Source organism: Serratia inhibens, assembly GCF_003591175.1.
Lineage (GTDB): Bacteria > Pseudomonadota > Gammaproteobacteria > Enterobacterales > Enterobacteriaceae > Serratia > Serratia inhibens.
Genome location: NZ_QYYG01000007.1, coordinates 206,537 through 227,282, shown reverse-complemented (window position 1 = coordinate 227,282; position 20,746 = coordinate 206,537). Strand labels below are relative to the sequence as shown.

Genomic DNA, 20,746 nt, shown 5'->3' with positions numbered 1-20,746 from the left:
CGCGCCATAAAGGGCGCGTTCCTGAGGTTTACTTCTTTGTTGCGGAGAAGTTAGTCTTCATCAAACCCTGAATTAATCAGTTCAATCACCGCATTCAGCGCTTTTACCTCATCCGGGCCGGTGGCTTCCACTTCGATGTGCCGCCCCTGTGCAGAGTCCAGCATCAGCAGCGCAATTACGCTGCTGGCTTCGGCCTCGGTGCCGCTGTCGTTACGCAGCATCACTTCGGCATCAAAACTCTGCACCAGCTCGAACAGCTTCATCGCCGGGCGAGCGTGCATACCGAGTTTGTTTTTGATTTCAACCGTTTGCTTGACCGTCATTGCTTACGTTTTTCCAGCGTCCGGTGGCGCGATTGCACGTTCTTGCCGCGTGAACGGAAGTAGTCGGCCAGTTGTTCGGCTACGTAGACGGAGCGGTGTTTGCCGCCGGTACAACCAATCGCCACCGTCAGGTAGCTGCGGTTGTTGGTTTCCAGCATTGGCAGCCACTGTTCCAGATAGCTGCGCGTCTGGTAGATAAAGTTGTGCACTTCAGTGTGACGATCGAGGAACGAGGCGACCGGTTTATCCAGGCCGGTCATCGGGCGCAGTTTCGGGTCCCAGTGCGGGTTCGGCAGGAAGCGTACGTCGAATACGTAATCGGCGTCGATCGGGATGCCGTGCTTAAAGCCGAAGGATTCGAACACCATGGTCAGTTCGCGCTCGCGTTTACCCAGCAGGCGGGTTCGCAGCATTTCGGCCAGCTCATGCACCGACATTTCCGACGTGTCGATGAGCAGGTCGGCCCTTGAGCGCAACGGCTCAAGTAGATCGCTCTCTTCATCGATCGCGCTTTCCAGCGACAGATTCTTGGTGGAGAGCGGATGCAGGCGGCGGGTATCACTGTAGCGGCGAATCAGGGTATTGCGGTCGGCGTCGAGGAACAGCAACTGCGGCGAAAAGCAGTCCGGCAATTGGGTCATCGCATATTCAAACACTTCCGGCGATTCCGGCATGTTACGCACGTCGATGCTTACCGCTGCGGAGATGTTGCGTTCCGCCAGCGTATTGGCAAGCTGCGGCAGCAGTACCACGGGCAGGTTATCAACGCAGTAAAAACCCATGTCTTCCAGCGCCCGCAAGGCGACGGATTTCCCTGAACCGGAACGGCCGCTGACAATCATCAGCACCATGTGGCAACTCCCCCTGGCATTTCAGTGGCGTTTATGCCCGTCATACTTGACGTTGCCTCTGTGTTGGCTGCATTCACTCACCCGAATCGCTTACTTGTGTAAGCTCATCGGGATGAGCGCCTTTGCCGCCTTGACGCAACGTCAATTATTTTGGGTATATCGCTATCGTTAGAAACTTTATTATTCCGGCCTGAGCCGGAACCCATCGTAGCTAAACAGTATCGTTATCCCGGCAGGAAGTCACGCCAGCCGGGCATTACTCGGTGATGATCTGGTAAAGCTCTTCGTCACTTTGCGCCGAGCGCAGGCGGCGGCATACGGTTTTGTCGGCCAAGCGCTTGGCGACCAGCGACAGGGTATGCAAATGGGTTTTACATTGGTCGGCCGGCACCAGCAAGGCGAACAGCAAATCGACAGGCTGGTTGTCAATGGCGTCAAAGGCAATAGGTTGGTCTAGACGGATAAACACGCCAACGGCCCGCAGTGTGTCCTCTTCCAGTTTGCCATGGGGAATGGCGATACCGTTGCCGATACCGGTACTGCCCATGCGCTCCCGGGTGAGAACCGCGTCAAACACCACCTGCGACGGCAGGTTTAGCTGTTTTGCAGCCAGTTCGCTGATAATCTCCAAAGCCCGTTTCTTGCTGGTGCAGTGTACCGAGCTTTTGGTGCACTCGATGTTTAACACCGAGCTTAATTGCATTGTTTCGTTGTTCATCTCATCTTCACTTAAAACCACACCAGCAAGTTGCCTTGTGAGGTGATTTTTCGCCTTGTTTAACCCTGATGGCTTATCGGCGCGGTACCCATACCCGTCATACTTGAAGCTGCTTCTGCGTTGGCTGAGTTTACTTACCCGAATCACTTACCTGTGTAAGCTCGCGGGATAAGCGCTCATGCCACCTCGATGCAACGCCAATTATCCAGGGTAATACAGTAACGCGCCGACGACCTGGGCTATGTTTGAGCCGTGCCCGCGGACGGAGACGGCCCAGAATGTCAGTGTTGTTTCAGTTTGTCTTTATGTTTGTTCAATTGACGCGCCAGTTTGTCGATCAGGGTGTCAATTGCGGCATACATGTTCTCGTCTTCCGAGGTGGCATGCAACTCGCCTCCATTCACGTGCACCGTCGCTTCCGCAATCTGCTGCACTTTTTCCACGCTAAGCACGACATACACCTGATTTATGCGGTCAAAATACTGTTCGAGTTTGGCGAACTTGGTGTTCACGAACTCGCGCAATGGTTCGGTGATTTCGATGTGGTGTCCGGTAATGTTGAGCTGCATAGTGTCTTCCTTCTCTATTGAGGTCAAACCAACTGTTTACGCTGGTTGGACGGCGGGATGGACAAAGACTCTCGGTACTTGGCGACGGTACGCCGCGCCACGATGATCCCCTGATCGGAGAGCAGGGTGGCCAGCTTGCTGTCGCTGAGCGGTTTGGCGGGGTTTTCCGCCGCAATCAATTTCTTCACCAATGCGCGGATTGCCGTAGAGGAGGCTTCGCCCCCGCTGTCGGTATTCACGTGGCTGGAGAAGAAATATTTCAACTCGAAAATGCCGCGCGGACTGTGCAGAAACTTCTGCGTGGTGACGCGTGAGATTGTCGATTCATGCATCTCCACGGCCTGGGCGATATCCGCCAGCACCATGGGCTTCATAAATTCGGCACCCTGTTCAAAAAACGCTTGTTGCTGCTCGACGATGCAGCGCGTGACTTTCAGCAAGGTATCGTTACGGCTTTCCAGGCTCTTGATCAGCCATTTCGCTTCCTGCAGATTACTGCGGATATACTGGCCGTCACTGTCGTTGCGCGCGCTGCTGCCCATGGCGGCGTACTGCTGGTTTATCTTCAGCCGCGGAATGCTGTCGGCGTTGAGCTCTACCGTCCAACAGTCCTGCACCTTGCGCACCAGCACGTCCGGGATCACATATTCTGACTCGCCGGTGTTGATCGACTGCCCCGGGCGCGGATCAAGCGACTGGATCAGCAGCATCGCTTCTTTCAGTGTATCTTCTTTTAGCCGCGTTGTTCGCATCAGGCTGCGAAAGTCGTGATTGGCCAACAAAGCCAGATGTTCACTGATGATCAGGCGCGCTTCAGCCAGGTAGGGCGTATCTTTTGCGTACTGGGAAAGCTGGATCAGCAAACAGTCGCGCAGATCGCGCGCGGCGACGCCAACCGGATCAAAACGCTGCACGCGCTTCAAAACCGCTTCGACTTCGTCCATTGTCACATTCTCGTCACCCATGCTCTCCAGAATATCTTCCAGCGGCACGGTGAGGTAGCCGGTGTCATCGACGGCGTCGACTATCGAGGTGGCAATGGCGACATCGGTATCAGAGAATGGCGTGAGATCCACCTGCCACATCAGGTAATCCTGCAGCGTCTGGGTGGTTTCGCCCTGATAGACCGGCAACTCATCATCGCTGTAATCGGTGCCGGTGCCGGACGGCGTGCCTGCGGTATAGATTTCGTCCCAGGTGGCGTCCAGCGGCAGTTCTTCGGGCATGTCCTTTTGTTCCAGCGCCTCGCGGGTATCCAGCCCTTCGGTCTCGGTGGTCTCTTTGGCGTCGATTTCTTCGTGCAAATCGGTCTGCTCAAGCAGGGGATTGCTCTCTAACGCCAGCTGTATCTCCTGCTGGAGCTCAAGCGTGGACAACTGCAGCAGGCGGATAGCCTGCTGGAGCTGGGGGGTCATGGCCAGTTGTTGGCTGAGCCTGAGTTGCAAACCTTGCTTCATAATCTTCAGTCTACTTCCGTTAACAGTCGTCCATCAGGACGCGCCGGCACTCAGAGGCGGAATTCTTCGCCCAGATAAACGCGTTTCACCTGCTCATCAGCCAAAATGGCATCCGGCGTGCCGTGGGCAATCAGCTTGCCCTGGCTGACGATATAGGCACGTTCACACACGTCCAGCGTTTCGCGCACGTTATGGTCGGTGATCAGCACGCCCAGGCCGCTGTCACGCAAGTGCTCGATAATTTTTTTAATGTCGATAACGGAAATGGGATCAACCCCGGCGAAAGGCTCATCCAGCAGGATGAATTTCGGGTTAGCCGCCAGCGCACGGGCGATCTCCACGCGGCGGCGTTCACCACCGGAAAGCGCCTGGCCAAGGTTGTCGCGCAGATGGGAGATATGGAACTCTTCCATCAGTTCAACCGCACGGTCTGCACGCTGCTCGCTGCTGAGATCCTCGCGGATCTCCAGGACGGCCATCAGGTTGTCATACACGCTCAGACGACGGAAGATCGACGCTTCCTGCGGCAAATAACCAATGCCGCGACGCGCACGGGCGTGCAGCGGCAGCAGGCTGATGTCTTCTTCGTCAATCACGATACGCCCGGCATCACGCTGGACGATACCGACCACCATGTAAAAGGTGGTGGTCTTGCCGGCGCCGTTTGGCCCCAGCAGGCCGACGATCTCGCCGGATTTCACTTTCAGGCTGACGTCTTCAACAACTTTACGGCCCTTGTAGGCTTTCGCCAGGTTTTCTGCGATGAGTGTAGCCATAAGTGATTAGTTACTCTTCTTTTGCCCGTTTTTGTCTTGCAACTGCGACGGTACCAGAACCGTAGTCACGCGTTTGCCTTTATCGCTGAACGCCTGCATTTGCTGCTGTTGCACCAGATAGGTGATGCGATCGCCCTTCACGTTGCTGTCGAGCTGCTCCAGATAGGCGTTCCCGGTCAGGGTCACCAACTGCGACGCCACATCGTAACGGACCTTCTGCGCATGGCCTTTTACCGGCTTGCCGCTGTCTTGCATCTGGTAAAAGGTAACCGGATTGCCAAAGGCTTCGATATAGGTTTTGTTCTGATCGCCGCCAGGGCGGGTAACGACCACTTTATCCGCTTTGATGTCGATGGTGCCTTGCTTGATCACCACGTTATCGGTAAAGGTGCTGACGTTGCTCTGCATATCCAGAGATTGTTTCAGCGAGTCGATACTTACCGGTTGGTTGGAGTCAGATTTCAGCGCCCATGCGGGTGCGCTGGCGGCCAAAATGAGGCTTCCGATCAATAGATTACGGCGTTGTTTTTTGGTTCTGAATTTCATAGTTGGTCTTAACCTTATCAATCAGCTCAGCGGTTTTGGCCCGCAGGTTCCCACGCATTTTCATGCCGTTAGAGGTAAAGTTTGTCCCATAGAGAGTCACTTCATCATCCGAAGCGACATCCTGGGTCACCAGATTCACCTGAGCATTGTCCGTTTTAATTTTTTCCAGCTGCGAGGTGGTGGTCAGGCTGTTCACCTCAACATGGCCGTAAAGATACAGCATTCGGTCTTTAGTCAGTTTGGCGCGATCGGCGCGAACTGACCAGGTGGCCACCGCGTTTTCATCAAACAGCGTCATCACCGGCTGGGTAAACCAGCTTAATTCATCGGCGGTATAATATTTCACGTCTTCCGCCACCAGCTTGTAACTCAGCTTCCCGGTCGGATTGTACACTATGGTGACCGTATGCTGGCTCTGATAAGTCGGGTCCTGATCATTGACGGGGCCTGGAACCGTATCATCACTGAAATCAGTCATGTTCCAGCCAATCAGCGCCAGGGCGATCACCGCCAGAAGGAGGGTGATCCAAAGTTTGGTTTTGCTCATATCGACAGCCCTTTGGCGTCCTCCAGCTTATTTTGTGCCAAAAGAATAATGTCGCACAGTTCGCGCACCGCGCCGCGGCCACCGGCAATACGGGTAACGTAGTGGGCTCTTGGCGTCAGTAACGGATGCGCATCCGCCACGGCGACCGCCAGACCAACCTGAGCCATCACCGGCCAGTCGATCAAGTCGTCACCGATATAGGCCACCTGATCCGCGTTCAATGACAGTGTATCCAACAGTTCGCGGAAGGCCAAAAGCTTATCGGACTGCCCTTGATACAGATGGGTGATGCCGAGGGTTTTCGCCCGATCTTCCAGCAGTTTGGCTGAACGTCCGGTGATAATCGCCACGTCGATATCCGAAGTTTTCAGGCAGCGAATGCCGTAACCGTCGCGCACGTTGAACGCTTTTAATTCTTCGCCGTTGTTGCCCATAAAAATCAGGCCGTCTGACAGCACGCCGTCGACATCGCAAATCAGCAGGCGGATTTTGCCGGCACGCGCCATGACGTCTTGTTCTACAGGCCCGTAGCAGGTTTCAACCAGACTCATTGAGTTCTATTCCTTAATTAAACGACGCCGGCGCGCAGCATGTCATGCATATGTACCACACCCAGCAATTGGTCGCCATCGGCAACCAGCAGCGCGGTGATATGGCGCTGCTGCATCAGGTTCAACGCATCGACCGCCAGCAGGTTCGGGCGTACCCGTACGCCGCCGAGCGTCATGACATCGATGATCCGGGCTTCGTTGAGGTTGATGCCCATATCAAATATCCGCCGCAGGTCACCATCGGTAAAGATGCCGGCGATTTTCATCAGATCGTCGCAGATGACCGTCATGCCCAGGTTTTTGCGCGTGATTTCCAGCAACGCGTCGCGCAGCGATGCATCGGCGCTGACGTGCGGGATTTCCTCGCCGCTGTGCATGATGTCGCAAACGCGCAGCAACAACCTGCGGCCCAGGGCGCCACCGGGGTGCGACAGCGCAAAATCTTCCGGCGTGAAACCGCGGGCTTTCAGCAACGCCACTGCCAGCGCATCGCCCATCACCAGGGTAGCGGTGGTGCTGGTGGTGGGTGCCAGGCCGAGCGGGCAGGCTTCCTGCGGCACCTTGATGCACAGGTGAATATCCGCCGCTTTGCCCATCGAGCTTTCCGGGTTGTTGGTCATGCAGATCAGCGGGATTTGCTGGCGCTTCAGGACCGGGATGAGCGCCTGGATCTCGTTGGACTCGCCTGAATTGGAAATGGCGAGCACGATATCCTGTGCCGTCACCATGCCAAGGTCGCCGTGGCTGGCCTCCGCCGGGTGAACAAAGAAGGATGGCGTGCCGGTGCTGGCAAAGGTGGCGGCAATCTTGCAGCCAATGTGCCCGGATTTACCCATGCCCATCACGACCACTTTACCGCAGCAGCCGGCGATCAATTCGCAGGCGCGGGTAAAGTCTGCATTGATGTACCGATCGAGCTGGGCCAGCCCGTCACGCTCAATCTGCAGCACTTCTTTGCCTGCCTGTTGAAAATCAAAACCCGGTTGCAACTGAATGTTCGACATGCTCATTCCCATCGATTTAGCCGAAAGTATTGAAAGGGTTAAAAAACAGCACCGCAAGATACGCAATAAAGCCACATAATAACAGAGCGCCCGCCAGATGACCGATGCGATGTTTTCGCCCGATGCACAGGGCGCTGAGCACAATGCTGACCGCCAACATGACCCAATAATCGCGGTGGAAGGCGGCAGGGTCGACGCTGCCCGGCGACAACAGAGCGGGAACGCCCAGCACGATCACCGTGTTGAAAATGTTGGAGCCGATGATATTGCCAATCGCCATATCATCCTCCCCCTTTAGTGCCCCGGCGATGGTTGTGGCCAACTCCGGCAGGCTGGTGCCGATGGCGATTAGGGTCAAACCGACCACCAGTTCACTCATGCCAAAATAGTGCGCAATCACCGTGGCGTTATCGACCACCATTTTGGACGATAACGGCAGAATAATGAACGCCAGCACCAGCCACAGCACCGCCACGGTGTTGCTGCTGTCTTGCGGCAGCTCGGCGATTTGCTCCACGGTCAGGCTGTCGCTGCCTTCGCGCTGCGCCAGCCGGGCGATTTTCAGCATCAATAAAATAAAGGCGGCAGCGGCGGCCAACAGCACTACGCCATCCAGGCGGCTCAGGGTGCCGTCCATCAACACAAAACCGCACAATACTGTGACCGCCAACATCAGCGGCAGTTCGCGGCGCAGTACCTCGGATCGCGCCGCCAGCGGGTGAATCAGCGCAGCCACGCCAAGGATCAATAATATATTTGCAATGTTGGAACCTAATACGTTCCCCACGGCCATATCTATCTGCCCATTCAGCGCAGCGGTGGTCGACACGAACAGCTCCGGCAGCGAAGTGCCGATACCGACGATGGTCATGCCGATGATTAACGGCGGCACGCCAAGCGAACGGGAAATCACCGCAGCACCGTAAACTAAGCGGTCTGCGCCATACACCAGTAAAAATAAACCAACGATGAGTAAAACTATCGCGAGAAACATGCAGGGTCCTATTGTTGGGTATCATCCCGGTTCGTTGGTTAAAAGCCGAAATTCGGCTATCTTGCTTTGCCCTCCGTTGTGCAGGCTAAAGCCACAGCAACGGGTTTTCCCGGCTAATATATGAACAGATTCGTTTTTTTCGTTATATACGCAATTTTGACCGTGTGGCGCGTAAAAGTAAAATCAGGTACAGCCTTAGCGCACCATTGGTAGCGAAATGCCGGTAAGTTTTTGTAAAGATGAGACGCGTTGCGCCCGTTGCTTTAACATCGCGGGTAGATTTGGCAAAAATGAGCCGTAAAGGATCCATTAACATGCACCAAAATGCAGAGAATCTGGTCGAAGTGCGCGACATGAGTTTCTCGCGCGGCGATCGACTGATATTCGAAGACATCAACCTGACGGTTCCCCGCGGCAAGGTCACGGCGATCATGGGGCCGTCCGGTATTGGTAAAACCACGCTGTTGCGCCTGATTGGCGGCCAACTGGCACCGGACCGCGGCGAGATCTGGTTCGATGGCGATAATATTCCCGCGTTATCCCGCCATCAGCTGTATGAGGCGCGCAAGAAAATGAGCATGTTGTTCCAGTCTGGCGCGCTGTTCACCGATCTTACGGTGTTTGAAAACGTGGCCTATCCGCTGCGTGAGCACAGCCGTTTGCCGGAACCGATTTTGCGCAGCACGGTGATGATGAAACTGGAAGCGGTCGGGTTGCGCGGCGCGGCGGAGCTGATGCCCAACGAACTGTCCGGTGGCATGGCGCGGCGAGCCGCGTTGGCACGGGCGATAGCGCTCGACCCGGAGCTTATCATGTTCGACGAACCTTTCGTCGGCCAGGATCCGATCACCATGGGCGTGTTGGTGAAGCTGATCGATGAGCTGAACCATGCGCTGGGTATCACCTGCATCGTGGTTTCGCACGACGTGCCGGAAGTGCTGAGCATCGCCGACTACGCGTATATCGTTGCCGATCATCGGGTGATTGCCGAAGGGACGACGCCGCAATTACAGAACAATCCTGATGCACGCGTGCGCCAGTTCCTGGATGGTATTGCCGATGGGCCGGTACCCTTCCGTTATCCGGCCGGGGATTACCAGGCCGAACTGTTAGGCTTAGGGAGTAAATAAGCTCATGTTATTACAGGCGTTAGCGTCGTTAGGGCGCCGTGGCATCAATACCAGCGCCAGCTTTGGGCGCGCGGGGTTGATGTTGTTCAACGCACTGGTCGGGCGGCCGGAGCCGCGCAAACAGTGGCCGCTGTTGCTAAAGCAAATGCACAGCGTGGGTGTGCAATCGCTGCTGATCATCATGGTTTCCGGGCTGTTTATCGGCATGGTGCTGGGGCTGCAAGGTTATCTGGTACTGACCACTTACAGCGCCGAAGCCAGTCTGGGTATGATGGTGGCGCTGTCGCTGCTGCGTGAGCTGGGGCCTGTGGTCACTGCGCTGCTGTTTGCCGGCCGCGCCGGGTCTGCGTTGACGGCAGAAATCGGCCTGATGAAGGCGACCGAACAAATTTCCAGCCTGGAAATGATGGCCGTCGATCCGCTGCGGCGGATTGTCGCGCCGCGCTTTTGGGCCGGTTTGATCAGCATGCCTCTGCTGACGATTATCTTCGTCGCTGTGGGCATCTGGGGCGGATCGATAGTCGGCGTGGATTGGAAGGGCATCGACAGCGGCTTCTTCTGGTCGGCGATGCAGGGTGCAGTGGAGTGGAGAAAAGACTTGCTCAACTGCCTGCTCAAGAGCGTGGTATTCGCCATCACCGTGACCTGGATTGCCATTTTCAACGGGTATGATGCGGTGCCGACCTCTGAAGGGATTAGCCGGGCAACGACGCGTACCGTGGTACATTCGTCACTGGCGGTGTTGGGATTGGATTTCGTGCTGACAGCACTGATGTTTGGGAATTGATTCGATGCAAACGAAGAAGAGTGAAATTTGGGTTGGGGCGTTTATGCTGATTGCGCTGTGCGCCATCGTCTTTCTCTGCCTGCAGGTAGCGAACATTAAGTCGATCGGTAACGAGCCGACGTACCGCATCTATGCGACCTTCGATAATATCGGCGGCCTTAAAGCGCGCTCGCCGGTGAAAATAGGTGGCGTGATGATTGGTCGTGTGGCCGACATCTCGCTCGATCCTAAAACTTATACGCCGCGCGTAGCCTTGGACATTCAGGACAAATATAACCAAATCCCGGACACCAGCTCACTGGCGATCCGCACTTCCGGCCTGTTGGGGGAGCAGTATCTGGCACTGAACGTCGGTTTTGAAGATCCTGATATGGGCACCACCATTCTGAAGGACGGCGGCACTATTCAGGACACCAAATCAGCCATGGTTCTGGAAGATCTGATCGGCCAGTTCCTGTATAAAAGCGGCGGCCAGGATAATGCAGCCAAACCGGGAGACGCGGCCGCCGAGCCGGCTGCCGGTACTGCGCCGCAATCTGTCGCCCCAAGTCATTAAGAGAGGAAACCTGCATGTTTAAACGTTTACTTATGGTTGCCCTGCTGGTGGTTGCTCCGCTGGCGAATGCGGTCGATCAAACCAACCCGTACAGCCTGATGCAAGACGCGGCTGAGAAAACCTTTACCCGGCTGAAAACCGAACAGCCAAAAATCAAGCAGGACCCTAACTACCTGCGTTCGGTGGTGCATCAGGAGCTGATGCCGTTCGTGCAGGTCAAATACGCCGGTGCGTTGGTGCTGGGCCGTTATTACAAAGAAGCGACGCCGGCGCAGCGTGATGCCTATTTCACCGCATTCCAGGCCTATCTGGAGCAGGCTTATGGCCAGGCGCTGGCGATGTACCACGGCCAGACCTACCAGATCGCCCCTGAGCAGCCGCTGGGTGACGCCGACATCGTCGCCATCCGCGTGACCATCATTGATAAAGACGGTCGCCCACCGGTACGCTTGGATTTCCAATGGCGTAAAAACAGTAAAACCGGCCACTGGCAGGCGTATGACATGATCGCCGAAGGCGTCAGCATGATTACCACCAAACAGAACGAGTGGGCGTCGACCCTGCGTACTCAGGGCATTGACGGTCTGACCAAACAGCTGCAGGCAGCGGCGCAGCGGCCTATCACGCTGGAACAGAAAAACTGATGTCGGCCGCACTCAGCTTTGAATCGCAGCAGCAGACCTTGATCCTGCGCGGCGAGCTGGACCGGGAAACGCTGCTGCCGTTGTGGGAGCAGCGGGAAAGGTTGCTGGCGGATAAAACCGCTCTCGACGTCTCGCAACTGCAACGCGTGGACTCTTCCGGGTTGGCGCTGCTGGTGCATTTGCGTGAGCTGCAGCGCCAGCGAGGCGTTGAATTAAAAATTTCCGGCGCCACCGATCGCTTGAAAACGCTGATAGCGTTGTACAACCTGCAAGCAATAATGCCTGTCGATACCGCTGGTTAGCGATATTTTCAGCTGGCTGAAGATGGTCATATCCCCAAAAGCCCCTATGTAATAGGGGCTTTTTCTTTAGTTTAAGAAAACGTCGTATTCCACTAAGATGTCAGGCTGATTATGATCCTTTTGCTGCAGAACTGGATACTATGGAAAATAACGAGATTAAAGACGTGCTGATGCAAGCGTTGGCACTGGATGAAGCACATGTCACGGGCGACGGCAGCCACTTCCAGGCGATCGTGGTCGGCGAGCTGTTTGCCGGCATGAGCCGCGTCAAAAAACAACAGACGGTCTACGCACCGCTGATGGAATACATTGCGGACAACCGCATTCATGCCTTATCGATCAAGGCGTACACCCCTGAAGAGTGGCAGCGAGACCGCAAACTCAACGGATTTTAAGGCTGTTTGCCCTCCGGGCGGGCAGCTTCAGATTAGATAACAGAGAGTAGTCAGATGGATAAATTTCGTGTGCAGGGCCGGACCCGCCTCAGCGGTGAAGTTGCTATTTCCGGGGCGAAAAACGCCGCCCTGCCGATCCTGTTCGCCGCATTATTAGCGGAAGAGCCGGTCGAGCTGCAGAATGTCCCGAAGCTGAAGGACATCGACACCACCATTAAGCTACTCAGCCAGTTAGGCACCAAGATCGAGCGCAACGGTTCTGTGTATGTTGACGCCAGCGGCGTGAACGAGTTCTGTGCGCCGTACGACCTGGTGAAAACCATGCGTGCTTCTATCTGGGCGCTGGGGCCGCTGGTCGCGCGTTTTGGCCGCGGTCAGGTTTCCCTGCCGGGCGGCTGTGCGATCGGCGCGCGTCCGGTCGATCTGCACATCACCGGCCTGGAACAACTCGGCGCGGAGATCAAACTGGAAGAAGGTTACGTTAAAGCTTCCGTTGAAGGCCGCCTGAAAGGCGCGCACATCGTGATGGATAAGGTAAGCGTTGGCGCTACCGTGACTATCATGAGCGCAGCGACCCTGGCGACCGGCACCACAGTGATCGAAAATGCCGCGCGCGAGCCGGAAATTGTCGATACTGCCAACTTCCTTAATACGCTGGGCGCGAAAATCAGCGGCGCCGGCAGTGACCGCATCACCATCGAAGGCGTTGAGCGCCTGGGCGGCGGCGTTTATCGCGTTCTGCCTGACCGTATCGAGACCGGCACCTTCCTGATTGCCGCTGCGGTTTCCGGTGGCAAAGTGATGTGCCGCGACACCCGTCCGGATACGCTGGACGCCGTGTTGGCCAAGCTGCGTGAAGCCGGCGCGGATATCGAAGTGGGCGAAGACTGGATCAGCCTGGACATGCACGGCAATCGCCCTAAAGCGGTTACCATTCGTACCGCGCCACATCCTGGTTTCCCGACCGATATGCAGGCCCAGTTCAGCTTGCTGAACCTGGTGGCGGAAGGCACCGGCGTGATCACCGAGACCATTTTCGAAAACCGCTTCATGCACGTGCCTGAGTTGATCCGCATGGGTGCTCACGCCGAGATCGAGAGCAACACCGTGATTTGTCATGGCGTTGAGCAGCTTTCCGGCGCCCAGGTGATGGCGACCGATCTGCGCGCTTCTGCCAGCCTGGTGATCGCCGGCTGCATCGCCGACGGTGTGACCGTCGTCGATCGTATCTATCATATCGACCGTGGCTATGAACGTATTGAAGACAAGCTGCGTGCGCTGGGTGCGAATATCGAGCGTGTGAAAGGCGAGTAATCTGTCAGACGCCGGGGCGACGCCCCGGCGGAAATATCCTATTGAGGGTCCGGCTTACTTTGGCCGGACCCTTTTTAATTGCTGTCTTCCGGAAATTCACCTACCGCCATCTTCAGCGTAATGCGCTTGCCGTCACGCAGCACGACGACCGGTATTTCCGTACCCGGGCGTATCTCTGCCACCTGGTCCATGGTCTCCAGCACCGATATCGCCGGTTTGTTGTCTACGTTGATGATCACGTCGTTGATATGGAAGCCTGCGTTACCCGCCGGTCCGTTCGGCGTAATTTCGGTCACGATAATGCCTTGCAGGCGATCGATGCCGGAATTGGACGAACGCAAAGGAATAATCTCTTTGCCCTGAATGCCGAAGTAACCGCGGATAACGCGGCCATCACGGATCAGTTTGTCCATGATCTTGGTGGCAAGTTCAATGGGAATGGCGAAACCCAGGCCTTCCGGCGTTTCACCGTCGGTGATTTTGTCGTAGGTCAGGGTGTTGATGCCGATTAACTCACCCAACGAGTTGACCAAAGCGCCGCCGGAGTTGCCACGGTTAATCGAGGCATCGGTTTGCAGGAAGGTCTGACGGCCGGTGGTGCTCATACTGATGCGCCCCGTGGCGCTGAGGATCCCCTGAGTGACGGTCTGGCCGAGGTTATAGGGATTGCCTATCGCCAGGACCACATCGCCCACGTGCGCGGCACGGGCGTTATTGATAGGGATAACCGGCAGATTGCCCGGGTCTATCTTCAGTACGGCCAGATCGGTCAGGCTGTCGGAGCCGACCAGCAGCGCTTCGTAGCGACGGCCGTCCTGCAGCACGACGGTAATTTGTTGGGCATCCTTGATAACGTGGCGGTTGGTCAGAATATAACCGCGCTCGTTCATGATCACGCCGGAACCCAGCGACAGCACGTTGGCGGTCCCGCTCATATTGCGATTGTAGATATTTACTACGGCGGGTGCAGCGCGTCGCACGGCCTTGTTGTAGCTGACCGGCGTTTCGTCACTGGTATTCTCATGTTTTTCTGCGAACAGAGTATTGGAAGAGCGCAGCACAGGCAGCGCAACCAGCAGCAGGCCGGCAACGATTAAACCAATAACGACAGAACGCAAGAGCTTAGCAAACATGGAGTTTTAGTACGTGAGATGAAGGATGAACGGAGGATAACATGAGAATACCGGGCGCAGTATGTCACCGGGCCCGGTTTTTAAACAAATTAACGCAGCAGCAGATAAATGGTTTCGGTGCCGCGCACGATGTTCAGCGCCATGACCGGTGGTTTGGCTTCCAGGACTTTACGCAACGCCGTGATGTTCTCAACGCGCTGGCGGTTGACGCCAATAATCACATCGTCTTTCTGCAGCCCGATTTGCGCCGCCGTTGAGCCTTTATCTACCTTATCGATCTTCACGCCTTTGTCACCGCTGGCGAGGGCGCCATTACTGAGGGAAACCCCCTGCAGGGCCGGTGACAACGTTTCGGCATTGGTGGAGGCACCTTCGCTGTTATCCAGCGTAACGGCAACTTCCTGCGGTTTGCCATCGCGCAACAGCCCGACCTTGATGGTTTTACCCGGTGCGGTAGTGCCCACTTTGGCGCGCAGTTCGGCGAAGCTGCTGACCGGCTTGCCGTCGACGGAAACCAAAATGTCGCCGGCCTTGATACCTGCCTTGGCGGCGGCGGATTTCGGCAACACTTCGCTGACGAAGGCACCGCGTTGAGCGTCAGTATTAAACGCCTTGGCCATATCGGCGGTCATTTCACTGCCTTTAATGCCAAGCAGGCCGCGTTTCACCTCGCCAAATTCGATCAGCTGCCGGCTGAGGTTCTGCGCCATGTTGCTAGGAATGGCAAAGCCGATGCCAACGTTGCCGCCGCCCGGCGCCAGAATGGCCGTGTTGATGCCTATCAGCTCGCCGTTAAGATTAACCAGTGCGCCGCCGGAGTTACCGCGGTTGATGGAGGCGTCCGTCTGGATAAAGTTTTCCAGCCCTTCCAGGTTCAGGCCACTGCGGCCCAGTGCGGAGATAATGCCGGAGGTGGCGGTTTGGCCGAGACCAAACGGGTTACCGACGGCAACGGCGAAATCGCCTACCCGCAACGCATCGGAGTCCGCCATTTTTATCGCGGTCAGGTTTTTCACGTCACTGAGCTGCAGCAGGGCAATATCGGATTGCTCGTCGCGGCCAACCAGTTTGGCGTCCACTTCGCGGCCGTCATTCAGCTGCACGCTGATTTTGTCGGCGTTGTTGATGACGTGGTTGTTGGTCAGCACATAGCCTTTGGCGGCGTCGATGATGACGCCGGAGCCCAGCCCTTCAAACGGGCGTGAGCTTTGCTGCTGTCCAGGAGCGTCGGGGCCGAAGAAGCGTTTGAATTCCTCTGGAACTTGCTGGCGCTGCACCTGAGTCCCTTCAACATGCACGCTGACTACTGCGGGCAAGACTTTTTCCAGCATCGGCGCCAGGCTTGGCAGCGATTGCCCCTGAACGGCGACGGGCAATGCCGCGCTGACTGCCGGTACGGAGGTGAGCGTGAGGCCAATACTCATTGCCAATGCACTAAGAATTAACGACTTTTTCTTCATTGATAATAACTCTCTCAATACCTGCCGGTGAAATAGTGATGATAAAGCAGCAGCAATACCATAGTGAAGGGTAAGACCGTGAATTTGCGTGAAAAGTTCACTCAAGCGCCAGCGTTAAGGATAGCTCAGGCGGGGGGATAAAGCGGGGCAAGATGAAAACCCGTGGGACAGGCCCACGGGCAGGGCGAGGATCAGTCGCGGCGCGGACGTTCGCCACGCAACAGGCCGGAGGCACCTTCAGAGTAGTCGCGCGGCATTTCTACCGGCGCCTGATCGTTATCGGCTTCAGCTTCGGTCAGGCGATAGCGGAACGGATTTTCCTGCATCGGCAGATCCGGCAGCAGGTTGTTGGAGCTTTTCGCCATATGCTGATACAGCTGGCGATAGTCTCGTGCCATGTTATCCAACAGCTCGGCGCTGCGGGCAAAATGGCCGACCAGCTCCTGACGGTACTCTTCCAGCTCGGTTTTGCTCTTGTCCAACTCGTTTTGCAACACTTGTTGTTGACGTAATTTACGATTACCAAAACGCATCGCTACCGCACCAATGGCGATGCCGACGACTAAACCAATCAGCGCATACTCCCAGGTCATGATGACTCCTATTTTGACTTCGTTGTTCCGCAGGGATTTTTCACTTAATAATATCCACTATAACCGTTAACCTTGTCCGAGTGGAATCCTGATAAGCCATAACCTGGCGTTTACAGGGTTTTTCAAGACGCCGCGACGCGGGCATATGTGGCGATAACGGTGCGAAGCAGCATCAACATGCCGCGAAAATTTGCTAAATAATTTCTACGGGTTCTAAGGGAACATCGAACAGATGCAGGCATTATCACCGTTATCACGCTACCAGCAGGCGCTGGAGGCGGGGGAATATCAGGCCGATGAGGTTCAACGCCAGGCGGTTACCCGGCTTGAGGGCATTTATCTGGCATTGCAGCAAATACCCGCGGCAAGTGTGCCGGCCGGTGGATTGCGCGGCAAGTTCAGCCGCTGGCTTGGCAAGGGCGATGAAACGGCCAGCCGACGCCCGGTGCAGGGGCTGTATATGTGGGGTGGGGTCGGGCGCGGTAAAACCTGGCTGATGGACATGTTCTTCCACAGCCTGCCGGGAGAGCGCAAACTGCGTCTGCACTTCCACCGCTTTATGTTGCGGGTGCATGAAGAGTTGACCGAGTTGCAAGGGCAGGAGAACCCGCTGGACATCATCGCCGACGGTTTCAAGGCGCAGACCGACGTATTGTGTTTTGACGAATTCTTCGTTTCCGACATCACCGACGCGATGCTGTTGGCCACGTTGTTGCAGGCGCTGTTTGCGCGCGGCATCACGCTGGTGGCAACGTCGAATATTCCGCCGGACGATCTGTACCGCAACGGCTTGCAACGTGCGCGTTTCCTGCCGGCGATTGCCTTGATTAACGACTACTGCGATGTGATGAACGTCGATGCCGGCATCGATTACCGTTTGCGTACTCTGACTCAGGCGCATTTGTACCTGACGCCGCTCGACAGTCAAACCCGAGACACCATGGACCGGATGTTCATCAAGCTGGCGGGGAAGGAGGGGGAAGCCGCGCCGGTGCTGCAGGTCAATCACCGCCCGCTGCAGGCGATCCGCGCGGTGGACGGGGTGTTGGCGGTGGATTTCCATACTTTGTGCGAAGAGCCGCGCAGTCAACTGGACTATATTGCGCTGTCGCGGTTGTATCACAGCGTCATGCTGTACAATGTGCAGGTGATGGGGCCGTTGAAGGAAAATACCGCCCGCCGCTTCCTGGCGCTGGTGGACGAATTCTACGAACGGCACGTCAAGTTGGTGATTGCCGCCGAAGCGTCGATGTTCGACATCTACCAGGGCGAGCGGTTGAAGTTCGAGTATCAGCGTTGCCTGTCGCGCCTGCAGGAGATGCAAAGCGAAGAGTATCTGAAGCTGCCTCATCTGCCTTGATGGCCCGGGGATCTGGCCGCCAGGATCCCCCGTTTTCCTTTCGCCGGCGCTAAATTGCTTTTCCATTCAAAAAGCGTTCGATCTTTGTGAGCGACTTCTCTATAATCTTGCGACCCCACGTTACAACAAAGTTTTTTTCCCAAAAACTTTATAGTGCCGGCAATGGCTATTCGAAGGGGTAGGTTTGCTGGACTTGTATGGTCGTGTGAGCCTCAACTGTTTTCGAGCGTTTGGGTGTTCACCAACGTGTAACTAATTATTGGGTAAGCTTTCTAATGAAAACTTTTACAGCTAAACCAGAAACCGTAAAACGCGACTGGTTCGTTGTTGATGCAGATGGTAAAACTTTAGGCCGTCTCGCTACTGAACTCGCTCGTCGTTTGCGCGGCAAGCATAAAGCGGAATACACCCCGCACGTTGATACCGGTGACTACATCATCGTTCTGAACGCAGAAAAAGTTGCTGTAACCGGCAAGAAGCGTACAGACAAGGTGTATTACCGCCACACCGGCCACATCGGTGGTATCAAGCAAGCGACCTTTGAAGAGATGATTGCCCGCAATCCTGAGCGCGTGATTGAAATCGCGGTTAAAGGCATGCTGCCAAAGGGTCCGTTGGGTCGTGCAATGTTCCGTAAACTGAAAGTTTACGCGGGCAACGAGCACACTCACGCGGCACAGCAACCGCAAGTTCTTGACATCTAATCGGGATTATAGGCAATGGCTGAAAATCAATACTACGGCACTGGTCGCCGCAAAAGCTCCGCCGCTCGCGTCTTCATCAAGCCGGGCAACGGTAACATCGTAATTAACCAGCGCAGCCTGGAACAGTACTTCGGTCGCGAAACTGCCCGCATGGTAGTTCGTCAGCCGCTGGAACTGGTCGACATGGTTGGCAAATTTGACCTGTACATCACTGTTAAAGGTGGTGGTATCTCTGGTCAAGCTGGTGCTATCCGTCACGGTATCACCCGTGCACTGATGGAATATGACGAGACTCTGCGTGGTGAGCTGCGTAAAGCTGGCTTCGTTACTCGTGACGCTCGTCAGGTTGAACGTAAGAAAGTCGGCCTGCGTAAAGCACGTCGTCGTCCGCAGTTCTCCAAGCGTTAATTTTTACTGCTTCGGCAGTGGAGTTTACGCCAAAAACCCGGTGCTTCACCGGGTTTTTTTATGCCTGAAAATCACCTTCTCTCGACTAAAATCTGTGGTATATCAGACAATTCAACACGAAATCACCGCACAGTCCCCACAAAACAAGCAAAATCTGGTAAACTATCATCCACTTTTGTGCCTGTTCGCCATGCAGCTGTTGTCAGTCTACCTCCGCGTCCTGTTTTAGACCCAGGGTTTATCTGTGTGCTGCTGGCCAGCGGTCAAGATCATTCAGGATAGCAGCCTGTCAGTTGGCTATTCGCAGTATTTTCTAGATAAACTTGGAGGTTTTCATGGCTGTCGCTGCCAACAAACGTTCGGTAATGACGCTGTTTTCTGGCCCGACCGACATTTTTAGCCATCAAGTACGTATCGTACTGGCGGAGAAAGGTGTCAGCGTCGAGATTGAGCAGGTTGAATTGGATAACCTGCCGCAGGATCTGATTGACCTCAACCCGTACCAGACGGTGCCTACGCTGGTTGATCGCGAGCTGACCCTGTATGAATCCCGTATCATCATGGAATACCTGGATGAGCGCTTCCCGCACCCGCCGCTGATGCCGGTTTACCCGGTCGCTCGTGGTGAAAGCCGCCTGATGATGCTGCGTATCGAGAAGAACTGGTACTCGCTGATGTACAAAATCGAGAAGAGCAATGGCCAGGAAGCAGAATCGGCACGCCGTCAGCTGCGCGAAGAGCTGTTGGCGATTGCTCCGATCTTTGGTCAGACCCCTTACTTCATGAGCGAAGAGTTTAGCCTGGTGGATTGCTACCTGGCGCCGTTGCTGTGGCGTTTGCCGCAGTTGGGCATTGAACTGAGCGGTGCCGGTTCCAAAGAGCTGAAAGGCTACATGACCCGCGTGTTCGAGCGTGACGCCTTCCTGGCCTCCCTGACCGAAGCCGAGCGCGAAATGCGCCTGCAGACCCGGGGCTAAGCGTCATGGATATGTCTCAGATGACCCCGCGCCGTCCATACCTGCTGAGGGCGTTCTATGACTGGTTGCTTGATAATCAGTTGACTCCGCATCTGGTGGTGGATGTAACGCGCCCTGACGTGCAGGTGCCGATGGAGTTTGCCCGCGATGGTCAGATCGTACTGAACATTGCGCCACGTGCGGTAGGTAGCCTGGAATTAGGCAACGAAGAAGTGCATTTCAACGCGCGTTTCGGTGGCGTGCCACGTCAGGTTTCGGTGCCAATGGCAGCGGTACTGGCGATTTATGCGCGTGAAAATGGCGCAGGCACCATGTTTGAACCGGAAGCCGCCTATGAAGCGGAAGGCACCTTTGAAGGCATGGACAATGAGACGATCCCATCGGAAAGCTTGATGTCGGTGATTGATGGCGATCGCCCGGACATGAGTGATGACAACGAGCCGGACGATGAACCGCCACAGCCGCCGCGCGGTGGCCGTCCAGCGCTGCGCGTGGTGAAATAATCCCGCCGCAATGAACAGCAAAGGTCGCTCAGGCGACCTTTTTTATTGCCCTGATCCTGCCGAACAATCCGTTTTTTACGATGCACGCAATCGTTCTATCGGGCGCAGAAGACGGCGGTTGTTGCGTGTGCGGAAAAAAAAAGG

The 20,746-nt window shown here is 55.8% G+C and carries 26 protein-coding genes; 12 read left to right on the top strand and 14 right to left on the bottom strand.

The features are described 5' to 3' along the window. Window positions 1-50 precede the first annotated feature (50 nt). The 11 genes from npr to D4100_RS19880 all read right to left on the bottom strand — a co-directional run bounded on the left by npr (window position 51) and on the right by D4100_RS19880 (window position 8,336). Entirely contained in the window at window positions 51-323 is a 273-nt protein-coding gene (gene npr / locus D4100_RS19930; protein WP_004948556.1) for a PTS phosphocarrier protein NPr, read from the bottom strand. After that, window positions 320-1,174 (bottom strand): RNase adapter RapZ, encoded by an 855-nt coding sequence (rapZ, locus tag D4100_RS19925; protein ID WP_004948553.1) that lies wholly within the window; start codon window positions 1,172-1,174, stop codon window positions 320-322. The genes npr and rapZ overlap by 4 nt, the downstream gene beginning before the upstream one ends. A gap of 256 nt (window positions 1,175-1,430) precedes the next feature. Continuing rightward, on the bottom strand, window positions 1,431-1,892 hold the full coding sequence (ptsN, locus tag D4100_RS19920) for a PTS IIA-like nitrogen regulatory protein PtsN (protein ID WP_004948550.1): 462 nt from the start codon (window positions 1,890-1,892) through the stop codon (window positions 1,431-1,433). 281 nt (window positions 1,893-2,173) lie between these two features. Continuing rightward, window positions 2,174-2,461, bottom strand: coding sequence for a ribosome hibernation promoting factor (hpf, locus tag D4100_RS19915; RefSeq protein ID WP_004948547.1), 288 nt, complete (start codon window positions 2,459-2,461; stop codon window positions 2,174-2,176). A 23-nt stretch (window positions 2,462-2,484) separates the two neighbouring features. After that, window positions 2,485-3,918 (bottom strand): RNA polymerase factor sigma-54, encoded by a 1,434-nt coding sequence (gene rpoN / locus D4100_RS19910; protein WP_006317107.1) that lies wholly within the window; start codon window positions 3,916-3,918, stop codon window positions 2,485-2,487. Between the two features lie 50 nt (window positions 3,919-3,968). After that, complete coding sequence (lptB, locus tag D4100_RS19905; protein ID WP_006317106.1) at window positions 3,969-4,694, bottom strand: LPS export ABC transporter ATP-binding protein; 726 nt, start codon at window positions 4,692-4,694, stop codon at window positions 3,969-3,971. A gap of 6 nt (window positions 4,695-4,700) precedes the next feature. Then, window positions 4,701-5,240: a lipopolysaccharide ABC transporter substrate-binding protein LptA gene (lptA, locus tag D4100_RS19900; RefSeq protein WP_006317105.1), complete on the bottom strand. Its 540-nt coding sequence runs from the start codon at window positions 5,238-5,240 to the stop codon at window positions 4,701-4,703. Continuing rightward, the gene (lptC, locus tag D4100_RS19895; RefSeq protein WP_006317104.1) at window positions 5,209-5,787 is read right to left on the bottom strand and encodes an LPS export ABC transporter periplasmic protein LptC; all 579 of its coding nucleotides are present in this window, start codon (window positions 5,785-5,787) and stop codon (window positions 5,209-5,211) included. Before lptC ends, lptA begins: the two co-directional genes overlap by 32 nt. Further along, window positions 5,784-6,338, bottom strand: a complete 555-nt coding sequence (gene kdsC / locus D4100_RS19890) for a 3-deoxy-manno-octulosonate-8-phosphatase KdsC (protein WP_004948532.1) — start codon at window positions 6,336-6,338, stop codon at window positions 5,784-5,786. Before kdsC ends, lptC begins: the two co-directional genes overlap by 4 nt. Before the next feature lie 17 nt (window positions 6,339-6,355). Further along, on the bottom strand, window positions 6,356-7,342 hold the full coding sequence (gene kdsD, locus D4100_RS19885; protein ID WP_006317103.1) for an arabinose-5-phosphate isomerase KdsD: 987 nt from the start codon (window positions 7,340-7,342) through the stop codon (window positions 6,356-6,358). A gap of 16 nt (window positions 7,343-7,358) precedes the next feature. Continuing rightward, the gene (locus D4100_RS19880) at window positions 7,359-8,336 is read right to left on the bottom strand and encodes a calcium/sodium antiporter (protein WP_006317102.1); all 978 of its coding nucleotides are present in this window, start codon (window positions 8,334-8,336) and stop codon (window positions 7,359-7,361) included. Between the two features lie 314 nt (window positions 8,337-8,650). Here D4100_RS19880 and mlaF point away from each other — a divergent pair, with 314 nt between their 5' ends. The 7 genes from mlaF (at window position 8,651) to murA (ending at window position 13,464) form a co-directional block, all read left to right on the top strand. Continuing rightward, on the top strand, window positions 8,651-9,466 hold the full coding sequence (mlaF, locus tag D4100_RS19875; protein WP_004948525.1) for a phospholipid ABC transporter ATP-binding protein MlaF: 816 nt from the start codon (window positions 8,651-8,653) through the stop codon (window positions 9,464-9,466). A gap of 4 nt (window positions 9,467-9,470) precedes the next feature. Further along, entirely contained in the window at window positions 9,471-10,253 is a 783-nt protein-coding gene (mlaE, locus tag D4100_RS19870) for a lipid asymmetry maintenance ABC transporter permease subunit MlaE (RefSeq protein WP_004948524.1), read from the top strand. A gap of 4 nt (window positions 10,254-10,257) precedes the next feature. Next, a complete protein-coding gene (gene mlaD, locus D4100_RS19865) occupies window positions 10,258-10,809 on the top strand; it encodes an outer membrane lipid asymmetry maintenance protein MlaD (protein WP_006317101.1) in 552 nt (183 codons plus the stop codon). Between the two features lie 14 nt (window positions 10,810-10,823). Then, on the top strand, window positions 10,824-11,453 hold the full coding sequence (gene mlaC, locus D4100_RS19860; RefSeq protein WP_119805082.1) for a phospholipid-binding protein MlaC: 630 nt from the start codon (window positions 10,824-10,826) through the stop codon (window positions 11,451-11,453). Beyond that, window positions 11,453-11,755 (top strand): lipid asymmetry maintenance protein MlaB, encoded by a 303-nt coding sequence (gene mlaB / locus D4100_RS19855; protein WP_119805081.1) that lies wholly within the window; start codon window positions 11,453-11,455, stop codon window positions 11,753-11,755. The genes mlaC and mlaB overlap by 1 nt, the downstream gene beginning before the upstream one ends. Window positions 11,756-11,895: 140 nt before the next feature. Beyond that, on the top strand, window positions 11,896-12,150 hold the full coding sequence (gene ibaG / locus D4100_RS19850) for a BolA family iron metabolism protein IbaG (RefSeq protein WP_006317098.1): 255 nt from the start codon (window positions 11,896-11,898) through the stop codon (window positions 12,148-12,150). A gap of 54 nt (window positions 12,151-12,204) precedes the next feature. Next, on the top strand, window positions 12,205-13,464 hold the full coding sequence (gene murA / locus D4100_RS19845; protein ID WP_006317097.1) for a UDP-N-acetylglucosamine 1-carboxyvinyltransferase: 1,260 nt from the start codon (window positions 12,205-12,207) through the stop codon (window positions 13,462-13,464). Window positions 13,465-13,538: 74 nt separating this feature from the next. Here murA and degS read toward each other — a convergent pair whose 3' ends face one another. The 3 genes from degS to zapG all read right to left on the bottom strand — a co-directional run bounded on the left by degS (window position 13,539) and on the right by zapG (window position 16,650). Further along, window positions 13,539-14,597, bottom strand: coding sequence for an outer membrane-stress sensor serine endopeptidase DegS (gene degS, locus D4100_RS19840; protein WP_006317096.1), 1,059 nt, complete (start codon window positions 14,595-14,597; stop codon window positions 13,539-13,541). 89 nt (window positions 14,598-14,686) lie between these two features. Next, window positions 14,687-16,057, bottom strand: coding sequence for a serine endoprotease DegQ (gene degQ / locus D4100_RS19835; protein WP_006317095.1), 1,371 nt, complete (start codon window positions 16,055-16,057; stop codon window positions 14,687-14,689). A 191-nt stretch (window positions 16,058-16,248) separates the two neighbouring features. Further along, the gene (zapG, locus tag D4100_RS19830) at window positions 16,249-16,650 is read right to left on the bottom strand and encodes a Z-ring associated protein ZapG (protein ID WP_006317094.1); all 402 of its coding nucleotides are present in this window, start codon (window positions 16,648-16,650) and stop codon (window positions 16,249-16,251) included. A 232-nt stretch (window positions 16,651-16,882) separates the two neighbouring features. On the opposite strand from zapG, the gene zapE reads away from it, so the two are divergent. The 5 genes from zapE (at window position 16,883) to sspB (ending at window position 20,602) form a co-directional block, all read left to right on the top strand. Then, on the top strand, window positions 16,883-18,010 hold the full coding sequence (gene zapE, locus D4100_RS19825; protein WP_006317093.1) for a cell division protein ZapE: 1,128 nt from the start codon (window positions 16,883-16,885) through the stop codon (window positions 18,008-18,010). A gap of 275 nt (window positions 18,011-18,285) precedes the next feature. Next, on the top strand, window positions 18,286-18,714 hold the full coding sequence (gene rplM / locus D4100_RS19820; RefSeq protein WP_006317092.1) for a 50S ribosomal protein L13: 429 nt from the start codon (window positions 18,286-18,288) through the stop codon (window positions 18,712-18,714). Between the two features lie 15 nt (window positions 18,715-18,729). Beyond that, window positions 18,730-19,122: a 30S ribosomal protein S9 gene (gene rpsI / locus D4100_RS19815; protein ID WP_006317091.1), complete on the top strand. Its 393-nt coding sequence runs from the start codon at window positions 18,730-18,732 to the stop codon at window positions 19,120-19,122. A 335-nt stretch (window positions 19,123-19,457) separates the two neighbouring features. Further along, window positions 19,458-20,099 (top strand): stringent starvation protein SspA, encoded by a 642-nt coding sequence (gene sspA / locus D4100_RS19810; protein WP_006317088.1) that lies wholly within the window; start codon window positions 19,458-19,460, stop codon window positions 20,097-20,099. Between the two features lie 5 nt (window positions 20,100-20,104). Further along, on the top strand, window positions 20,105-20,602 hold the full coding sequence (gene sspB / locus D4100_RS19805) for a ClpXP protease specificity-enhancing factor (protein WP_119805080.1): 498 nt from the start codon (window positions 20,105-20,107) through the stop codon (window positions 20,600-20,602). The last annotated feature ends 144 nt before the right edge of the window (window positions 20,603-20,746 follow it).